Source organism: Streptomyces sp. NPDC025618 (assembly GCF_055558795.1).
Genome location: NZ_JBVHLW010000020.1, coordinates 33,341 through 52,544 on the forward strand (window position 1 = coordinate 33,341; position 19,204 = coordinate 52,544).

The window sequence follows — 19,204 nt, forward strand, 5'->3', positions numbered from 1 at the left end:
CCCGTGACTGTCGCCTCAACGTGGCGGGGCCGGAGGTCCCCCGCACCTTGGCGAGCGCCTCGGCCCGCACCGCGTCCGGGGTCTGAGCGGGCCGGGTGCCTCTTCGGCGGGTTCGGAGACGAACCGGGCCGGTACCGCCGCCCGGTCCACTCTCCGGAGGGCCGTGCCTTCGCGGTGAGCCGGACCGCCCGTTCCGGGCGCCCGCGTCAGCGCACGGCGAGGACCATCCGGAACCGGGCTTCGCCGGAGAGCATCTTGTCGTACGCCTCGGCCGTCCGGTCCAGCGGCACGAGCTCGGTCATCGGGCGGATCCCGTGCCGGGCGCTGAACATCATGGTGTCCTCCACGTCCTGCGCGGTGCCGGACGGGTGGCCACGGACGACCCTGCCCGCCATGAGCAGCTGGTTCGGGCTGATGCCCAGCGGCTCGGTGTCCGCGCCGATGACCACGAGCTCGCCCCGGGGCGAGAGCCCGTCCACCGTGGCCGCGATGGCGTCGGCACTGGCCGCCGTGGCCAGGACGACCTTCGCGCCGCCGAGGGCCAGCAGGGCCTCGGAGACGGGAGCGCCCGCCGTGCTGTCGATGTAGTGGTGCGCGCCGAGCCGCGCGGCGAACTCGGCCTTGCCCGCTCCACGGGCGATGGCCACGGTCTCGAAGCCCATCGCGGCCGCGTACTGCACGCCCAGGTGGCCGAGGCCGCCGAGGCCGAGCACGGCGACCCGGTCGCCCGGCCGGGCGGGGCTGCGCCGCAGCCCGTTGTACGTGGTCACGCCCGCGCAGGCCATGGGCGCCGCGTCGGCGGCCGCCAGCGTGTCGGGGATACGGGCCAGGGCGTTCGTCGGTGCGATCAGGGCGTCCGCGTATCCCCCGTCGTACGCCCATCCGGGGACCTTCAGGTTCTCGCAGACGATGAAGTCGCCCTGCCGGCAGGGACCGCAGTGGCCGCAGTGCCCGCCGAACCAGCCCACCGCCACCCGGTCGCCCACCCGCCAGGGCCCCTCCGTACCCTCGCCGAGCTCGTCGATACGCCCGGCGACCTCGTGCCCGGGGACCAGCGGGAACCGCACGCCCGGCACCATGGCCTGCACGAACAGGACGTCGCTGTGGCAGATCCCGCAGGCGTCCACGGCCACCCGCACATGGCCCGGCCCCGGCCGGAGGAGCTCCCGCTCGACGATCTCGAACGGCTCACCGGCGGCGGCGACCTGGGCGACGCGATAGGTGCTCATCTGGATCTCTCCGGAGTGGGCGCGAGGGCGGCCCCCGGGAACCAGCAGACCAGCTCCGGGCCGATCCCGCGCGCCGGGCGGGGCGGGGTGGGTACCCCGCCCCTATCCGGCTGCTGCGTCTGCTGTGCGGCTCCGTGGCGTGGGGGCTGCCGCGGACCCCCGGCTGCGGGCCGGTTCGCCGCCTGCGGCGGGAGCGGCCTTGCGGCCGCGTCCTCAATCGCCGGACGGGCTGAATCGCGCACCGCAGCGCGTTGCCTGCGGCCCGCAGGTGTACGAGCCACGGTCCGTGCAATCAGCCCGTCCGGCGATTGAGGACAACGCGGCGAAGCCGTGTTGCGGGGTCTGGGGCGGCAGCCCCCCACACGCCACGGAGCCGCACAGCAGACACAACCGGAAAGGGGCGAGCCAAGGGAAACAAGCGCGCCGCAGGCGACCCCGCTTGATGACCGTTTGATGAGCGTTCCGCAAACTCGGCCGTCGTGGCGGGCCCGGCGGCGCGGCGGCTCATAGTGTGGGGCCATGCTCCGTACCCCGGCCCCCGCACGATCTCGCGAGGAGATCAACGCCGAGATCCGTCTCTTCCTGGCGACCCGGCAGGACCATGCCCTGACCAGGAACGAGCGCCGCGTGTACGAGCGGCTGCTGGCCGAGTGGCTCGCGGCGCCGCACAGGCGCCTCCCGTGCCGCTCCCTGGTGTGAACCTGCCACTCCCCTGGGACGAGCCGGGCGCCCGACGGCCCCGCTGCCCGACAGGGCAATGATCGTTTCCCCTTCGGGCACCCCGGTTGGGGGCATACCCGTGCGGCATACATCTTGTGGTCCGGGCAGAGGTTTCGCGCGCTGAGCCGGGAAGCCTCCCCGTCCTCCAGAGCCGGAAGGGGTCCTGCGATCATGGTTTCCGAGGCCGTGCCACGGCATCAGCTCTCACGCGACGGCACGCGGCAAGCGATCGGCAGGATCTGGAGAGAAGTTCTCCGGCTGGAGGACTTCGGCGCCGACGACAACTTCTTCGAACTCGGCGGCCACTCGCTCACCGCCTCGCAGGTCATCGCCCGCGTGGCGAGGACGCTGCACGTCGAGATCACGATGGCGGAGTTCTTCGAGTGGCCCACCGTCGACGGCCTCACGGACCTCGTGGTGCGCCGGGGCGCCCCCGAGGGCGGGACGCCGGAATGACCGACGGCCCCCTGTCGTCGGCACAGCAACGGCTGTGGTTCCTGTGGCAGTTAAGGCCGGACGGCACCGAGTACAACGTGCCCAGGGCCACCCGCCTGCGCGGCAGGCTGGACGTGCGCGCCCTGCGAGGGGCCCTCGACCGGCTGGTGGCCCGGCACGACGCGCTGCGCGCCACGTTCCCGACCGTGGACGGCGCGCCCGTCCTGCGGATCGCGCCGGAGGGAGCGGTGCCGCTCGCCCTGACCGACCTGAGCGGTTCGCCCGCGCAGGGCCGCGAGCGGGCCATGGCCGACGCCGTGGCCCGCGCCGCCCAGGCACCGTTCGACCTGGTGAACGGGCCGGTGTTCCGCGCGGATCTCGTACGGCTCGCCGACGACGACCACGTGCTGGTCCTCGCCTTCCACCACATCGCGGTCGACGGCTGGTCCCTGGGCGTCATCGACCGGGAACTGTCCGTCCTGTACGGGGCCATGCGGGCCGACGGCGTCGATCCCCTCCCGGCCCCGGCCCGCTCGTACCGGGAGCACGTCGCCGCCGAGCGCCGGCTCCTCGACGGGCCGCGCCGCCGCGAGGCGCTGGACCACTGGCGTGCCGAACTCGCCGACGCCCCGCTCGCCCTGCCGCTGCCGACCGACCGGCCGCACCCCACGACGCAGACCTTCGACGGGGACAGCCGGCCTTTCCCGATGCCGCCCGGGCTCACGGAGCGGGTCGACGCCGTCGCCTCCCGCTATCGCGTCACCCGCTTCCTCACCCTGCTGAGCGCCTACGCGGCCCTGCTGTCCCGGCTGACCTCCTCGGCCGACCTGGTCATCGGCGTGCCCGTCAGCGGCCGCACCGGGATGGACGTCGAGGCCACCGTCGGCCTGTTCGTCAACATGCTGCCGCTGCGTATCCGCTGCGCACCGGACACCACCTTCGCCACACTCCTGCACCAGGTGCGCGACACCTTCCTCGCGGGCCACGAGTACCAGGACCTCCCCTTCCAGCTGCTGGTCGAGGAGCTCCAGCCGGACCGCTCCACCGCGCGGCACCCGCTGTTCCAGACCGTGGTCACCTACGAGGACCTGCCACCCGCGGGCGCGCTCCTCCCCGGCCTCGGCTCCGCCCCGGTCCCGCTGCCGACCCCGACCGCCAAATACGAACTGGCGCTGCACCTGGCCTGGAGCCGGCAGCGAGCCGAGGGGTGGGTGGGCTACCAGAGCGCTCTCTTCGACGGCCGCAGCGCCGAGTTGACCGGTGACCGGTACGTCCGCCTGCTGTCCGCGGCCCTCGACGCGCCCGACACCCTGGTGTCGCGGCTGCCCGTGCTGGATGCCGGCGAGGAGCGGACGCTGCTGGCCGCGCCTGCCGGGCCGCCGGAGCGCGTACACGAGCGCGTGGACCGGCTCTTCGAACGCCACGCCCGTGCCCGGCCCGACGCGGTCGCGGTGCGCACCCACGACGGTGCCCTGACATACGCGGCTCTCGACCGCGCGGCCGGGCAGGTCGCGGCCGGGCTGCGCGCGGCGGGCGCGGGGCCGGGAAGCCTCGTGGCGACGTGTCTGCCGCGCGGCGCGGACCTGGTGACCGCGCAGCTGGCCGTCCTCAAGAGCGGCGCCGCCTTCGTCCCGCTCGACCCGGCCCATCCCCCGTCCCGGCTGAACGCCGTCCTCGCCGAAGCGCGCCCCCTGCTCGTGCTGGCCGGCCACGAGCACGCGGCGGGCCTGAAGGGTGTGCGCGTGGAGACGCTCGCCGGTCTCCGGCGCGCGGAGGCCGCGGGCACCCCGCCCACCGGCCCCGACGACCTCGCCTACGTCATCCACACCTCCGGCTCGACCGGGCGGCCCAAGGGCGTGATGGTCGGGCACCACGCGCTCGCCAACCTGGCGGCCTGGCACCGGGAGGAGTTCGGCGTCGGGCCGGGCGACCGCACCACGCTCGTCGCCGCCCCCGGTTTCGACGCCTCCGTATGGGAGATCTGGTCCACTCTGGCCGCGGGCGCCACCGTGGAGGTCCCCGACGCGGAGACGGTCGTGTCCCCGTCCGGCCTGCGCGCGTGGCTGGCCGGACAGGGGATCACCGTCGCCTTCCTGCCCACCCCGCTCCTGGAGCGGATGACCGACACCCCCTGGCCCGCCGGCCCGGCGCCGCGCGTGGTGCTGACGGGCGGCGACCGCCTGCACGCGGCGGGCGGGCACCCGCTGCCCTTCCGGCTGGTCAACAACTACGGCCCCACGGAGAGACCACGGTCGTCGCCACGTCGGGAACGGTCGCCCCGCGAGAGGCACTGCCCGGCATCGGACGCCCCGTCACGGGAACCGAGGCGTACGTCCTCGACCCCGAGCTCCGGCCCTCCCCGGTGGGCGTGCCGGGTGAGCTCTACCTCGGCGGGGCGGGACTGGCCCGCGGCTATCTGGGGCAACCCGCGCTGACCGCCGACCGGTTCGTCCCCCACCCCTACAGCCGCACACCCGGCGCCCGCCTCTACCGCACCGGGGACCTCGTCCGGTGGCGCGCCGACGGGAGCCTGGACTTCCTCGGCCGCGACGACCACCAGGTCAAGATCCGGGGCATCCGCGTCGAACCCGCCGAGATCGAGAACGCCCTCCGCGCCCACCCCGGCGTACGCGAAGCGGTCGTGGTGACCAGGGGGACGGAACTTCTCGCCTGCGTCGTGCCCGCGGAAGGGGACGCCGCCGGTCTCACCGGGCTCCACGACCACACGGCACGGCACCTGCCGCGCCATATGCGTCCGCGCAGGTACTTCCTCCTGCCGTCGGTGCCGCTCACCGCCAACGGGAAGACCGACCGCGCCGCTCTCCCCGGTGCCGCCAGGGAACTCGTCCCGCCGGCCGCGGGCCGGCGGCTCCCGGCGACGCCGCTGGAGCGCGCGATCGGCGACGCCTGGGCGCGGGCGCTGGGCCACGAGTCCTTCGGGACCGAGGACAACTTCTTCGACGTGGGCGGGCATTCGCTGCTCCTGGCCGCGGTCCGGGACCGGCTCGCCGCCGAACTGGGCCGCCCCGTGCGGATCGCCGACCTCTACGCGTACCCCACCGTCGCCGCCCTGGCCCGCCGGCTCACCGGCACCGGGAGCCCGGCGCCGAACCCGCGTGCCGCCGACGCGGACCGCGCCGCCCTGCGCCGCCTGCGCGGCACGAACCGGCTGGCGGCGATGCGGGCGCGGACCTCTCAGGGAAGGGCTGGACAGCAGTGACCACCGAGAACACCGACCACGCCTTCGCCGAGGACGACGACACCCACATCGCCGTCATCGGCATGGCCTGCCGCTTCCCCGGCGCCGCGACCCCCGAGGAGTTCTGGCACAACGTGGTGTCCGGCGTCGACGGCGTACGGACCCTGACCGAGGACGAACTCCTCGAATGGGGCGAGGACCCGGCACGGCTGGAGGACCCGCACTACGTACGCCGCCATGGGGTCGTCGCGGACACCGGCGACTTCGACGCGGAGTTCTTCGGCGTCTCCGCCCGTGACGCGGCCCTGCTCAACCCACAGCACCGGATCTTCCTCGAATGCGCGTGGGAGGCACTGGAGCGCGCGGGCTACGACCCGCGCGCGGTCCCGGGCACGACCGGGCTGTACGCGGGAGCGGGGCGCAACGGCTACGCCTCGGTGGCGCGGTCCCGGCCCGACCGGTTCCCGGGCGTGGACGACCTCGCCGTCAGCCTCGCCAACGACCCCGAGCACCTGTGCACCCGCGTCTCGTACACCCTCGGCCTGACCGGCCCGAGCGTGGCGGTGCTGACCGCGTGCTCGACCTCGCTGGTCGCGGTGCACGAGGCGGGCCGGGCGCTGCTGGCCGGCGAGTGCGACACGGCGCTGGCCGGCGGGGTCACCCTGCGGGCCCCGCTGTCGGGGTACGCGTACCGGGAGGGCGGGACGATGTCGCCCGACGGCCACTGCCGCACGTTCTCCTCGGACGCGCGGGGCATCGTGGCCGGGGACGGCGCCGGAATCGTCGTGCTGCGCCGGCTGCGGGACGCGGTCGAGGACGGCGATCACGTGCACGCGGTGATCCGCGGCTCGGCGGTGAACAACGACGGGCACGACCGCGCGGGTTACACCGCTCCCGGCGTGCGGGGCCAGGCGGAGGTCATCCGGCTGGCGCACCTCGCCGCCGGGGTGCGGCCGGGCGACATCTCCTATGTCGAGGCGCACGGCACGGGGACCCCGGTGGGCGACCCCATCGAGGTCACCGCGCTGACGGAGGCGTTCCGCGACGAGCGCGGCCCCGAGGAGACCGTGGCGCTGGGCTCGGTCAAGACGAACATCGGGCACACCGACACGGCCGCCGGTGTCGCGGGCCTCATCAAGACGGTGCTGGCGCTGGAGGACCGTACGCTCCCGGCGAACTTGCACTTCGCCGGGCCGAACCCCCGGATCGACTTCGCGTCGACGCCCTTCAGGGTCAGCACGCGGACGCGCAAGTGGGAGACCGGCCGGCTCCCGCGGCGGGCCGGGGTCAGCTCGTTCGGTATCGGCGGCACCAACGCGCACGTGGTGCTGGAGGAGGCACCGGGCCCCGTACCGGCCGCGCGACCGCCCGCCCCCGCCGAGCAGTTGCTCGTCCTGTCGGCCCGGACCCCCACGGCCCTGGACGCGATGGCCGAGCGCCTGGCCGGGCATCTGCGGCGGCATCCGGACGTGCCGATGGCCGCCGTGGCCCGGACCCTTCAGCGGGGGCGGCACGCGTTCGCGTACCGCCGGTACGCCGTCTGCGCCGACCGGGAGGAAGCGCTCGCCGCGCTGTCGGCACCGGACGGCGCCGCGCGGCCCGCCGGCGAACCGCCGGTCGTCCTCGCGTTCCCGGACACATGCCGCGCGGGCTCCGCCCGCACGGCGTACGCGTCCTTCCCGGCCTTCCGGGCCGCCGTCGACGAGTGCTGCCGCGCGCTGGGCACTCCGGCCGACCGCGGCGTACGGGAGTCGCCGTCCACGGACACCGACACGGCGCAAGGGCGCTTCGTCGTCCAGTACGCGTACGCCCGCTCGCTCATGGACTGGGGCGTGGCCCCGACGGCCGTCATGGGGCACGGTGTCGGGGCGTGCGCGGCGGCGAGCGTGGCCGGCGCGCTGCCGCTCGCCGACGCGCTGCGCATCGCCGCCGCGACGGGCCGGGGGCCGGACGCGCTGCGGGAGGCGGTCGAAGCAGCCGAGTGGCGCACCCCGTCGATTCCCTGGACACACGCGGCCACGGGCGCGCCGGTGACACCGGGGGACTTCTGGACCGCCCTCGTGGACGAGGACGGTCCTCAGGGGCGGCCGGACGACGGCCGGCTCCTCCTGGAGATGGGGCGCACCCCGCTGCTCGACGCCGTGGGGCAGGCGTGGCGAAGCGGGGCGGCGATCGCCTGGGACCGGCTCCACGACGACACGGACCGGCGCCGGGTGCCGCTGCCCACCTACCCGTTCGAGCGGCGCACCCATCTGGTGCGCCCCGAGCCCTTCCCCACCGCGCCCGCCGCGGTGGACCGGACGCCCGGGTCGCGCGATTCGGCGGAGGAGACCTTGCGTGTGCTCTTCCGCCAGGTCCTCGGCATCGGCGAGGACGTCGCCGATCCGGACTTCTTCGAGCACGGCGGCGACTCCCTCGCGGCGGTGCAGCTCGTCGCCCTCATCGAGGACGCGTTCGCGGTGGCGGTGCCTCTGGAGGACGTCTTCGAGGCACCGACGGTCACCGCGCTCGCCCGTGTCGTGGAAGGGCTGCGGGCCGCCGCCGACGGGAACAGCGGCATACGGGAGTCCTCATGACGGACCGGACACCCAAGATCCTGCCCGCTTCCTTCGCGCAGCGGCGCCTGTGGTTCCTGGACCAGCTGGACCCGGGCAACGGCGCCTACAACCTGGTGGCGGCCCTGCGGCTGGGCGGGCCGCTCGACCCCGGCGCCCTGCGCGCGTCCCTGGCCCGGATCGTGGAACGGCACGAGGTGCTGCGCACGGTGTTCCTGGCGGACGAGGGAGGGGAGCCCTCTCAGCATGTGCGGCCCGTACTCCCCCTCGCCGTGCCGGTCACGGATCTGACGCGGGAGCCGGGCGCGGACCGCGCCGAGCGGGCCCGGGCCCTCGTCGAGGCGGAGCCCGAGCGCGCCTTCGACCTCGCCCGCGGGCCCCTGATCAGGGTCCGGCTGCTGCGCCTGGGCGAGAAGGACCACGTCCTGGCCGTCATCTGCCACCACACCGTGTGCGACGGCTGGTCCATGGACCGGCTCTTCGCGGAGCTTTCCGAGCTGTACGCGGCCCACCGGGACGGCCGCGCGCCCGCCCTGGAACCGCTCCCGGCGCAGTTCGGCGACCACGCGGCGCGCCAACGCGAGGAACTGGCGGGCGCCAAGGCCCAGGACGCCCTCGCCTACTGGCGCACCCGGCTGCGCGGCGCGCCGGCGCTGCTGGAGCTCCCCACCGCCTTTCCCCGCCCCGCCGTGCAGGGCTTCGACGGCGCGGCGCACACGATGTCGCTGGGCCGGGAGACCTGGCAGGCGGTACGGGCCGCCGCGCGGCGGCACAAGGCCACACCCTTCATGGTGCTGCTGTCCGTGTTCGCCGTTCAGCTCTCGCGGCTGTCCGGCGCCCGCGATCTCGTCGTCGGCAGTCCCGGCGCCGGGCGGGCACGGCCCGAACTCGCGCCGCTGATCGGTATGTTCGTCACTACGCTGCCGCTGCGGATCGACCTGTCCGGGGATCCCGCGTTCGAGGAGCTGCTGCTGCGGGTGCGCCGTGGCGCGCTCGACGCCCTGCCCCGCCAGGACGTCCCGCTGGAGCGGATCGTGACGGAGCTCGCCCCCGGGCGCGCGAGGAGCCACGACCCGCTGTTCCAGGTGATGTTCGCCCTCCAGCAGCCGCTCACCGCGCCCCCGCTGGCCGGGCTGGCGACAGACGTCTTCCCGGTGAGTCCGCGCACCGCTTTCACGGATCTCTGGCTGGAGATCCGGCCGCGAGGCGAGGGGGCGGACTGCTTCTTCCGCTACCGCACGGAGCTCTTCGACGACGAGGCCGTCCAGCGCCTGGCCCGGCAGTACCGGCACGTTTTGCACACCGCCCTGGAGGCCCCGGGCACCCGGCTGTCCCGCTTCTCCCTGACCGACGAGGAGGAGACCGGTCTGCTGCTGCACCGGTGGAGCCGGAGCGCGCCGGAGCACCCGTGGGACGGCCCGGTGCACGAGGCGTTCGACCGGCAGGCGCGGCGCACGCCCCAGGCCACCGCCGTCGTCTTCGAGGGGGAGCGGCTGAGCTACGCGGAACTGGCGGGCAGGGTCGACCAGTTGGCACGCCATCTGACGGAGCACGGCGCCGCCCCGGATGTCCCGGTCGCGGTCTGTCTGCCACGCGGCACGGGTCTGGTCACCTCGGCCCTCGCCGTGCTGGCCGCCGGTGGCGCGTACCTGCCCCTGTCGCCCGAGGATCCGCCGTCCCGGCTGGCGGACATGCTCCGCGCGGTGGGTGCCGTCCGCCTCCTCACCACGGACGCGCTGGCCCCGCTCTTCGCGGCCACCGGTGTGCCCGTCACCCGCGTGGACACCTTCCCCTGGACCGGCGGCCCATGGCCCGGGACTCCCCGGGCCACCGGCGTGGCCGGGCCCGGTCACCTCGCCTACGTCATGCACACGTCCGGCTCCACCGGCGCCCCGAAGGCCGTCGGCGTGCCGCACCGGGGCCTGGCCAACCGGATCCGCTCCCTCCAGGAGACCCACGGCCTGGACTCCTCCGACCGCGTGCTCCACAAGACCCCCTGCACTTTCGACGTGTCGCTGTGGGAGCTGCTGTGGCCGCTCACGGCCGGGGCCACCCTCGTCGTGGCCGCGCCCGGCGGCCACCGGGACCCCGCCTACCTCGTCGACGTGATCGAGCGGGAGCGGGTGACCACCGTCCACTTCGTGCCGCCGATGCTCGCCGCGTTCCTCGAAGAGCCCGGCCTGGAGCGCTGCGCGTCGCTCCGGCGGGTGCTGTGCAGCGGCCAGGAGCTGCCCGGCCAGGACCGGGACCGCTGCCTGTCCCGCCTGCCCGCCCGGCTGTTCAACGCGTACGGGCCGACCGAGGCGTCGATCGAGGTCACCGAGTGGGAGTGCCGGTCACCGGCCGGCGGCGGTATGGCGGACGCCCGGGTCCCCATCGGGCGCCCGGTCGCGGGCGCCGAGGTGTACGTGCTCGACGGTGAGCTGCGGCCGGCCCCGGTGGGCGTGCCCGGCGAGCTGTATCTCGGCGGGCCGGTGCTGGCCCGCGGCTATCTGGGGCAACCGGCGCTGACCGCCGACCGGTTCGTCCCCCACCCGTACGGCCGGGTGCCCGGCGCCCGCCTCTACCGCACCGGGGACCTCGTCCGGTGGCGCACCGACGGGAGTCTGGACTTCCTCGGCCGCGACGACCACCAGGTCAAGATCCGGGGCATGCGCGTCGAACCGGGCGAGATCGAGAACGCGTTGCGCGCCCACCCCGGCGTACGCGAAGCGGTCGTGGCGGCCACGGGGACGGAGCTCGTCGCGTATGTCGTACGGCACGAGGCCGCGGGCCCCGATGCCTTCGTCGCCGTGCTGCGGGACCATCTGCGGGACCGCCTGCCCGGCTTCATGGTCCCGGCACACGTCGTCGTCCTGCCGTGCCTGCCGCTCAACGCGAGCGGCAAGGTCGACCGGGCGGCCCTGCCCGCGCCCGCCGGGGCCCCGGTACCGCGTCCCGCTCCGGGCGGGGCCGAGCCCGCGGACGACGTGGAGAGGACGCTCGCGCGCATCTGGTCCCAGGTGCTCGGCCGTCCGCGGACGGATGTCACCGAGGACTTCTTCGCCATCGGCGGTGACTCGCTCAAGAGCATCCAGGTGGTCCACCGGGCCCGCGAGGCGGGGCTGTCGCTGCGCGTCGGCGACATCTTCCACCACCCCACCGTCGGTGACCTCGCGGCCCATGTGAAGCGGGCCGCTGTGCCGTCCGGAGAGCGGGAGGGCCGGTGAGGAACCGCTGGCTGCTGCGCTTCCCGCCACGGCCCGACGCGCGGGTGCGCCTGGTGTGTCTGCCCGGCGCGGGGAGCTCGGCGTCCTTGTTCCACCCCTGGTCGGCCGCGCTCCCGGACACCGTGGAGGTCTGCGCGGTGCAGCTGCCGGGCCGGGGCGGACGGCTGCGCGAGGAGGCGTTCCGGCGCATGGAGCCGCTGGCCGACGCCCTGGCCGAGGCCCTGCGCCCGGAGTGCGACCGCCCGCTGGCCCTCTTCGGCCACAGCCTCGGCGCGCTCGTCGCGTACGAAGTGGCGGCGCGGCTGCGGCACATGGCCGGCAATTCGCTGACCGCGCTGTTCGTGGCGGCGCACAAGGCACCCCAGCTGGGGAGCGCGCGGGTCTCCTGCCACGACCTGCCGGACGAGGAACTGCTCGCGTTCCTCGGCCGGATCGGCGGCACGCCCCCGCAGGTGCTGGCCCGGCCGGAGCTCCGGCGCCTGGCGCTCCCGGCACTGCGTGCCGACTTCGAGCTCGACTCCGCCTACGCGTACCGCGAGCGGCCGCCGCTGGACATTCCCGTCGGGGCGTTCGGCGGCCGCGCCGACGCCATGGTGACGGAATCCGAACTCACCGCCTGGGGAGCGCGGACGGACAAGGCATTCCTCGCCCGGCGCTTTCCCGGCGGCCATTTCTTCCTCACCGGCCCGGCGGGCGCGCAGATGCTGTCGCTGATGCGCGGCGCGCTGCTCGCTCCGGACAGCCTCGCGTCGCTCACGCCCGGCCGGCCGGAGGACCGCGCCGACCCGGAACACCGCACGGGCCGTTCAGGGGACGGCCGTTCAGGAGAGGACCGTACTGCTCATGTTCGAGGACGATGACGACCGCCAGTACCGCGTGGTCCGCAATCACGAGGAACAGTTCTCCGTCTGGCCGGCGGACCGTCCGGCCCCTCCCGGCTGGGAACCCGTGGGTGCCCCGGGCACCAAGTCCGCGTGCCTGGACCTCATCGCCACGGTGTGGACCGATCTGCGGCCCCTGAGCCTGCGCCCCTGACCGGCCGCTTTCCACGAGGAGGAACGCGACACGTGTTGTCACAGCTCTGTCTTCACCGGATCTTCGAGGAACAGGCGGCGCGCACCCCGGACGCGCCGGCCGTGACGGACCACGGGGAGACCCTGACCTACCGCCAACTCGACGAGCGCGCCTCGCGGCTGGCGTCCGCCATCCTGCGCCACGCGCCCGCGCCGGGCACCCGGATCGGCCTGTACATGCGGCGGGGGAACGACGTGGTGGCCGCCGCGATCGCGGTGATGAAGGCGGGCTGCTGCTACGTACCGCTGGATCCCGCCTACCCGCCCGAGCGGGTGCGGTACACCGCGCGCGACGCGTCCGTCGGGCTGGTGGTCGCCGACCGGGACACCGGTGCCGTCCTGCCCGGGGCTGCCGTCGTCATCGTCGACGACGCGCGCTCGTGCCCGCCCCTGGACCCCGGGCAGGTGGCGGTCACCCCCGGCATGCCGGCCTATGTCATCCACACCTCGGGGTCGAGCGGCGATCCCAAGGGCGTCGTGGTCTCCCACCGCAGCGTCACGGCGCTGCTGGAAGCGTGCGACCAGGTGTTCGCGCTGCGGAGCGACGACGTGTGGACGCTCTTCCACTCCCCCTGCTTCGACTTCTCCGTCTGGGAGATGTGGGGCGCCCTGTCCCACGGTGCGCGGCTGGTCGTGGTGCCGGCCGAGGTCGCGGCGTCGCCCGACGCGATGCTCGACCTGGTCGCCTCGCAGCGCGTCACCGTCCTCAACCAGGTGCCGTCGGTCTTCCGCCACCTGTCCCGGTCGGCGGTGGCACGGGCCGAGGAGACGGGAGGCGGAGCGGAGCTGCCGCTGCGCTATGTGATCTTCGGCGGTGAACCGGTGGACCTGGACTCGGTGCGCGCCTGGCGGCAGGTGCGCGGCAGGCGGGCCGAGTTCTTCAACATGTACGGCATCACCGAGACGACCGTCTTCGCCACCTACCGGCGGCTCCCGGAGTCCGAGACCGACCGGCCGCCGGGCCCGGACGGCGGCGGCCCGGCCCGGACGTCCCCCGACCCGGAGCTCAACATCGGGCGCCCGCTCGAAGGCGTCGAGGTGGCCCTCCTCGACGAGTGGGGCGGGCGCACGCCACCGGGCCGGATCGGTGAACTCTGCCTCGCCGGGGAGCAGCTGGCCGTCGGCTATCTCGGCCGTCCGGACCTGACCGCCGAGCGCTACCCCCTGCTCGACCTGGCGGGCACCGGGACCGCCCGCCGCTACTACCGCAGCGGCGACCTGGCCGTGGCCCTGCCGGACGGCACCTGGGAGTTCGCCGGGCGGGCCGACGACCAGGTGAAGATCAACGGCTACCGGATCGAGACCGGCGAGATCGAGGCCGCGCTGCGCGCGACCGAAGGCGTCCGGGACCTCGTGGTGCTGCCGGTCACCAGCCGGGTCGGCGAGCCCATGCTCACGGCCTTCTACTCCGGCACCGCCCCGCACCCCCCGGGTGTCCGGGACGACGACCTGGCCGTACGTCTCGCGGACCGCGCCAAGGCCACGCTGCCCGCCCACATGGTGCCCCGCCGCTTCGTGCCGGTGCCCGAACTGCCGCTGACCCCGTCGGGCAAGACCGACAAGCGCGCACTCGCCCGGCACGTGTCATGACCCACGCCTGGAGGACCGATGGCTGACACAACCGAACAGTGGCCACCGGCCCCGGCCGCCCCGTGGTCCGCGCCCGGTGACGCGCTGCCCCTGTCCGCCGTGCAGGAGGCCATGTGGGTCTCCTGGCAGCGCGACCCGGGGCAGCGCGAGCACCTCGTCCCGCTGGCCCTGGAGGTCAGGGGCGAGCTGGACACGGAGCGCCTGCGGGCGGCCGTCGCCGAACTGTCCCGGCGGCACCCCGCCCTGCGGGCCCGCGTGGCCGAGACCGCCCGGGGCACCCGGCTGACCTGGGCCGGTTCGGAGCCCGTGCCCCTCGCCGTCCGCGCCGTGGGCACGGGCCGCGACGAAGCGGTCGAGGAGGCCGTCCGGCCTCTCGACCTGAACCGCGGGCCGCTCGCCCGTGCGGAGGTGCTGCGCGGTCCGGACCACACCGTCATCCTGCTGACGATCCATCACCTCGTCCTGGACGGCCGGTCGATCCCGCTGCTCCTCGAAGACCTGCGCCGGGCCTACGCCGGGCTCCCCCTGGGCGCACCGGACGACCCCGGCCCGGTGATCGCCCACGCCCGGCGCTCGTGGGAGCTGGCGCTGGGCGCCGGGGGCGAGCCGCTCCGGGCGTACTGGCGGACCGCCCTGGCCGGGCCCGCCGCACACCGCCCCCTGCCCGTACGGGACCAGGCGGGCACCTTCCGCCAGTGGCCGTGCGCCGTGGGACCGGAACTGACCGAGCGGGTGCGGGCGTTGGCCGGGGAGCTGGACGCCACCTACTTCACCGTCATGTTCGCCGCCCTCTTCGTGACCCTGCGCCGGCACACCGCCGACGACGACCTCATCGTCTCGGCGCCGTATCACGGACGGTCCGATCCGGCCCTCGCCGGCCGGGTCGGCTTCTTCGTCAACGTCCTGCCGTACCGGCAGCGGCTGCGCGGCACGCAGACGTACGCACAGCTGATCTCCGGCCTGCGCGCGCAGGTGCGGGCGGGCACCGCGCACGGGGATCTGCCGCTGCCCGCGATCCTGCGGGCAGCGGACCTGGCGGCACCCGCCGAGCGAGCCCGCACCCACCAAGTGGTCTTCCAGTACCTGCGGTTCGGGCACGCGCCGGAGGACGGCGCCGACGTGAGCCGGATCGAGCTCGCAGGGGGGTGCGAGCTGACGCTCCTGGACCCCGTCGATGTGGCCGACCACCGGCTCACCGTCATGCTCGCCGAGGACGGCCGCGGCAGCAGAATGCTGTGGAAGGACCCCGGCGGCACCCTGGGCACGGACCTGCTCGCCTCGATGGCGCGCGACCACCTCGCCGTCGTCGCGGACATGGTCGCGAACCCGGGAAGCACGCTCGCCGAGGGCCTGGCCCGGCTGCCCGCCCCCGGCCTCCCGGAGCCGGCCGTGTGGCCCGCGGTCGCCCCTGAGGTACGGACCGCCGCCGAGCCCGCCTCGGCACCCCCGCCCGCCACGGACTTCGTGCCCGCCTCCCCCACCGCCGCCGCGCTCGCCGAGATCTGGCAGCGTGTGCTGGGCGTGCCGGTGACCTCGGCCGACGACTCCTTCTTCGAGGTCGGCGGCCACTCCCTGCTCGCCACGACGCTGCTGACCCGCATCGGCCGGCGCTTCGGGGTCGAGCTGTCCCTGCGCGACCTCTTCTCGCACCCCGGCTTCGGCGAGCTCGTACGGCTCGTCGACGGCGGCCGGGCCGCTCCCCCGCCCGCCGTGACCGAGGCCCGCCCGGCGCCCCGGGGCGCGTTCCCCGCCTCCGCCTTCCAGGAGAGCATCTGGCTCGCGCAGCGCCTGGACCCCGTCCACGCGACGTACCACGTGCCCCTGTCCTGGGACGTGACCGGCGACCTGGACCCGGTGGCGCTGCGCGGCGCGCTCGCTCTGCTGGTCTCCCGCCACGAGATCCTGCGCACCCGCTTCCGCGGCCTCGACGGCCGCCTCCACCAGGAGGTGGCTCCGCCGTGGGCTCCCGAGCTGGAGCGGGAGGACCTCACGGACAGGGCCGGGCGGGACCGGCGGCCGGCCGCGTGGGCAGACGAAGCGGCGAAGGCCCTGGACCCGGCGAGCGGACGCCTGCTGCGTGCCGCGCTGTTCACCACGGCACCGCGCCGTCACGTGCTGTCCTTGTGCGTCCATCACCTCGTCCTCGACGGTGAGTCGGTGCCGGTCCTCGTACGGGAGCTGGAGCGGTGTTACGCGGAGGCGGCCGGATCGGCGACGGCACCGCTCCCGCCGCCGCGGCAGTACCGCGAACTGGCCGCCGCCGAAGGTCCCCGGGCGGCGGCCGGCCTCGCCTACTGGCGCCGTCAGCTGGCGGGCGCCCCCAGCTCGCTCGACCTCGACGCGCCCGAGCGCCCCGAGCCCGCGGGCAACCTCGGGCTGCGCCTGGGCCGCCGTACGGCACACGAGCTGCTGCCCGTACAGCGCGCGGAGAAGGTCTCGGCCTTCATGATCCAGGCGACCGCGGTGGCCGCCGCCCTGCACCGGTGGACGGGGCTGGCGGACCTCACCTTCTGCGTCCCGGTGGCCGACCGCCGGGAGCCCGCTCTCCAGGACGTCGTCGGGCCGTGCCTCAACACCCTGGTGCTGCGCTCCCGTTGCACCCGGGAGACGACGCTCTCCGGTCTGCTGCGGGCGCTGCGGGAAGACATCATCGCCGCCTTCGAGCACCGGTCCGCCCCCTTCGACGACGTCGTGCGCGCCCTCAGACCGCCGCGCTTCCCCGGGCACACGCCGTACGCGGACGTCCTGCTCAACAGCGTCAGCCTGACCCGGTGGTCGGGGCGGCTCGGGACCGCCGGGATCACGCCGGTGGACTTCGTCGCGCGGCGCGCGGAGACGAGCAAGTTCCCCGTCACCATCACCTTCGGGGAGAACGGCGGCATCCTCCGGGGGTCGGTGGCCTATCGCGGGGACCGGACCGGCGGCGAGGCCGTCGGGTGGCTGGCGGAGGAGCTCTCGGGAATCGTCGGCCGATTCGGGGCGCTGCTCCCGGAACCGGTATTCGACCTGGAACCCCATGGATCACCGAGAAGGGGCTGAGCGGGCTGATGAAGAAATTCCGGTTCGGTGTCAATCTGAATTCCGCGACGGGGCACCGGGAATGGACGGAGAAGTGCCGGGCCGCCGAGGCACTCGGATATGACGTTCTCACGGTCCCCGACCACCTCGGCACGCAGGCTCCCTTCCCCGCGCTGGTCGCCGCGGCCGCGGTGACCAGCCGCGTGCGGGTGGCCGCCTTCGTGCTCAACAGCGCCTTCTGGAACCCCGTCCTGCTCGCCCGCGAGGTCATGACGACGGACCGGCTCACCGACCGGCGCCTCGAAGTGGGGCTGGGCACGGGGTACGTGCGCTCGGAGTTCGACAAGGCGGGCGTGGAGTGGGGCACGGCCGGAAGCCGGGTGGACCGGCTGGAGGCGGCCGTCACCGGGATGACGCGGCTCCTGGGCAATCCACGGGAGTTGGGGGACACCCTGCCGCCGGCCCGGCCGCCGGTGCTGATCGGCGGCAACGGCGACCGGGTGCTGCGGCTGGCCGCGCGGCACGCGGACGTGGTCGCGTTCACTGGCGCCGTGCTCAAGCGCGGTGCGACGCGGGGCACGCTGGAGCTGCTGGACGCCGCGGCGGTGGCGGAGCGGGTGGCCTTCTTCACCGAGGCCGCGGGTGAGCGGGCCGCCGAGATCGAGCGCAACATCCTTGTGCAGGCGGTGGTGGTGACGGAGCGTCGGCAGGACGCGGTCGCATCACTGCGCCGCCGGATGCCGCATCTGACGGCCGAACAGGTCGCGGACGCGCCCACGGTGCTGATCGGCTCTGTGAAGGAGATCACGGACCGACTGCTGGAACGGAGGGATCACTACGGTTTCTCGTACATCTGCGTGCATGAATCGGCCATGAAAGTGTTCGCGCCGGTGGTCGCGTCACTCTCCGGGCGCTGAACTCCCGGGCTTGGACACGGGATTACGGCGCGTCATTTCCCCCGGAATGGAGTGGCCGAAAACGAGAGGAGCCAACCGTACGACCCCGGGCAAAGCTTGACACTCGGTGTATGGAACACAAGATTCCATCGCGTTACGTTGAGCCTGACCACTTGATCCGTGCATGCCCGGGAGTGCTGGTATGTGTCCGTACGCGCCCATGCAGAAAAGGCCGATCGCCGTAGCCGTGCTCGCAGACGACCCCATCACCGAAGAGGGGGCCATCATGCGGTTGTCCGCGTACCAAGAGATCAGCCCGCACCCCTCGGACTCGCACCACGCCGCCGACGTCCTGCTGGTGCTGGCGAGCGAGGTCACCGGGGACACGCTGACGCGGGTGGAACGCGCGCGCCGTGAGAACGGCGGCGCGACGCGCAGACTGCCCGTCGTGCTCGTCGCCAACGAATTCCCGGAGCACTCCATGCTGCGCGCGATCGGACTCGGGCTGGTCGGCCTGCTGTACCGGCGGGAGAGCTCCTTCAACGCCATCGTGCGCGCCGTCGTGGCGGCCGTGAGCGGTTACGCGAAACCGGGTGACGGGCTTCAGCAGTCCCTGATCGGCCAGATCCAGGCGATCAGGGACAACGCGCTCACCCCGCACGGCCTCAATGTCGCGGGCCTCGGAGCGCGGGAGGTCGACGTGCTGAGAATGCTCGCCGACGGCCTCAGCACGAAGGAGGTGGCGGGAGAGATCGGCTGCTCCGAGCGCACCGTCAAAGGCGTGATCCACGGGCTCGTGGCCCGCCACAATCTCAAGAACCGCACCCACGCGGTGGCCTTCGCGCTCCGCACCGGCGTCCTGTAGCCGAGCTCAGGCCCTGGACCGCGCGGTCCGGGGCCGGGTCACCCGGCGGGCACTCTGTAGCCGGGGACAGAAGGCCAGCGGACGGTCAGCACGACGGACTCCTCCTCCGCGTACCAGGAGTGGCCGACACCCCGCCCCCACACGACGTAGTCGCCCTGCTCGGCGAGGAGCACGCTGCGGCCGGGCAGTTCCACGCGGAAGCGGCCGCTGATGAGAACCAGCAGGGCCGTACGCTCCTCGCCGGTCACCCACCGCGCCCGCTCGTCGCCCCGCGGGTGGACGCCCCACTTGATCTCGACGTCCTCACTGTGCCGGGGATCACCGGCGTCCTTGAAGTGCCCGAGCAGCCATCCCCGGTCGAGTGCCGCGTCCTTGCCCGCGTTGCCCACGTACACGCTGTCGTTCATGGAACCGG

13 protein-coding genes and 2 pseudogenes are annotated in these 19,204 nt (G+C 74.3%); 13 read left to right on the top strand and 2 right to left on the bottom strand.

The window, feature by feature from the left end; translation table 11 throughout:
* Window positions 1–206: 206 nt before the first annotated feature.
* A complete protein-coding gene (locus ACZ4A5_RS18400; protein WP_467584543.1) occupies window positions 207–1,229 on the bottom strand; it encodes an alcohol dehydrogenase catalytic domain-containing protein in 1,023 nt (340 codons plus the stop codon).
* A gap of 519 nt (window positions 1,230–1,748) precedes the next feature.
* On the opposite strand from ACZ4A5_RS18400, the gene ACZ4A5_RS18405 reads away from it, so the two are divergent.
* From ACZ4A5_RS18405 to ACZ4A5_RS18465, 13 genes and pseudogenes are all read left to right on the top strand, one after another.
* On the top strand, window positions 1,749–1,928 hold the full coding sequence (locus ACZ4A5_RS18405; RefSeq protein ID WP_467584546.1) for a hypothetical protein: 180 nt from the start codon (window positions 1,749–1,751) through the stop codon (window positions 1,926–1,928).
* A gap of 192 nt (window positions 1,929–2,120) precedes the next feature.
* Entirely contained in the window at window positions 2,121–2,405 is a 285-nt protein-coding gene (locus ACZ4A5_RS18410; protein ID WP_467584548.1) for a phosphopantetheine-binding protein, read from the top strand.
* Window positions 2,402–4,564 (top strand): annotated as a pseudogene (locus tag ACZ4A5_RS18415) (non-ribosomal peptide synthetase); the annotation flags it as partial. The gene ACZ4A5_RS18410 and the pseudogene ACZ4A5_RS18415, both read left to right, overlap by 4 nt.
* Window positions 4,565–4,683: 119 nt before the next feature.
* Window positions 4,684–4,743 (top strand): annotated as a pseudogene (locus tag ACZ4A5_RS18420) (hypothetical protein); the annotation flags it as partial.
* Window positions 4,744–4,752: 9 nt separating this feature from the next.
* Entirely contained in the window at window positions 4,753–5,604 is an 852-nt protein-coding gene (locus ACZ4A5_RS18425) for an acyl carrier protein (RefSeq protein ID WP_467584728.1), read from the top strand.
* The gene (locus ACZ4A5_RS18430; protein WP_467584551.1) at window positions 5,601–8,159 is read left to right on the top strand and encodes a type I polyketide synthase; all 2,559 of its coding nucleotides are present in this window, start codon (window positions 5,601–5,603) and stop codon (window positions 8,157–8,159) included. Before ACZ4A5_RS18425 ends, ACZ4A5_RS18430 begins: the two co-directional genes overlap by 4 nt.
* Window positions 8,156–11,347 carry an amino acid adenylation domain-containing protein gene (locus tag ACZ4A5_RS18435; protein WP_467584555.1) on the top strand — a complete coding sequence of 1,064 codons (3,192 nt, stop codon included), beginning with the start codon at window positions 8,156–8,158 and terminating at the stop codon, window positions 11,345–11,347. The genes ACZ4A5_RS18430 and ACZ4A5_RS18435 overlap by 4 nt, the downstream gene beginning before the upstream one ends.
* Window positions 11,344–12,207, top strand: coding sequence for a thioesterase II family protein (locus ACZ4A5_RS18440; RefSeq protein ID WP_467584558.1), 864 nt, complete (start codon window positions 11,344–11,346; stop codon window positions 12,205–12,207). Before ACZ4A5_RS18435 ends, ACZ4A5_RS18440 begins: the two co-directional genes overlap by 4 nt.
* Entirely contained in the window at window positions 12,191–12,382 is a 192-nt protein-coding gene (locus ACZ4A5_RS18445; protein WP_467584561.1) for an MbtH family protein, read from the top strand. Before ACZ4A5_RS18440 ends, ACZ4A5_RS18445 begins: the two co-directional genes overlap by 17 nt.
* Window positions 12,383–12,414: 32 nt before the next feature.
* Window positions 12,415–14,010, top strand: coding sequence for an amino acid adenylation domain-containing protein (locus ACZ4A5_RS18450; protein ID WP_467584563.1), 1,596 nt, complete (start codon window positions 12,415–12,417; stop codon window positions 14,008–14,010).
* An 18-nt stretch (window positions 14,011–14,028) separates the two neighbouring features.
* Window positions 14,029–17,049: a condensation domain-containing protein gene (locus ACZ4A5_RS18455; RefSeq protein WP_467584565.1), complete on the top strand. Its 3,021-nt coding sequence runs from the start codon at window positions 14,029–14,031 to the stop codon at window positions 17,047–17,049.
* 8 nt (window positions 17,050–17,057) lie between these two features.
* The gene (locus tag ACZ4A5_RS18460; protein ID WP_467584567.1) at window positions 17,058–17,945 is read left to right on the top strand and encodes a TIGR03621 family F420-dependent LLM class oxidoreductase; all 888 of its coding nucleotides are present in this window, start codon (window positions 17,058–17,060) and stop codon (window positions 17,943–17,945) included.
* A gap of 226 nt (window positions 17,946–18,171) precedes the next feature.
* Window positions 18,172–18,789 (top strand): helix-turn-helix transcriptional regulator, encoded by a 618-nt coding sequence (locus tag ACZ4A5_RS18465; protein ID WP_467584568.1) that lies wholly within the window; start codon window positions 18,172–18,174, stop codon window positions 18,787–18,789.
* Between the two features lie 38 nt (window positions 18,790–18,827).
* Here ACZ4A5_RS18465 and ACZ4A5_RS18470 read toward each other — a convergent pair whose 3' ends face one another.
* Window positions 18,828–19,196, bottom strand: coding sequence for a cupin domain-containing protein (locus ACZ4A5_RS18470; RefSeq protein ID WP_467584572.1), 369 nt, complete (start codon window positions 19,194–19,196; stop codon window positions 18,828–18,830).
* Window positions 19,197–19,204: the final 8 nt, after the last annotated feature.

Excerpts from the sequence above, each read along its gene's own strand:
- ACZ4A5_RS18455 (WP_467584565.1), top strand. The coding sequence starts at position 14,029 with ATGGCTGACACAACCGAACAGTGGCCACCGGCCCCGGCCGCCCCGTGG.
- ACZ4A5_RS18410 (WP_467584548.1), top strand. The coding sequence starts at position 2,121 with ATGGTTTCCGAGGCCGTGCCACGGCATCAGCTCTCACGCGACGGCACG.
- ACZ4A5_RS18435 (WP_467584555.1), top strand. The coding sequence starts at position 8,156 with ATGACGGACCGGACACCCAAGATCCTGCCCGCTTCCTTCGCGCAGCGG.
- ACZ4A5_RS18460 (WP_467584567.1), top strand. The coding sequence starts at position 17,058 with ATGAAGAAATTCCGGTTCGGTGTCAATCTGAATTCCGCGACGGGGCAC.
- ACZ4A5_RS18400 (WP_467584543.1), bottom strand. The coding sequence starts at position 1,229 with ATGAGCACCTATCGCGTCGCCCAGGTCGCCGCCGCCGGTGAGCCGTTC.
- ACZ4A5_RS18405 (WP_467584546.1), top strand. The coding sequence starts at position 1,749 with ATGCTCCGTACCCCGGCCCCCGCACGATCTCGCGAGGAGATCAACGCC.
- ACZ4A5_RS18470 (WP_467584572.1), bottom strand. The coding sequence starts at position 19,196 with ATGAACGACAGCGTGTACGTGGGCAACGCGGGCAAGGACGCGGCACTC.
- ACZ4A5_RS18445 (WP_467584561.1), top strand. The coding sequence starts at position 12,191 with ATGTTCGAGGACGATGACGACCGCCAGTACCGCGTGGTCCGCAATCAC.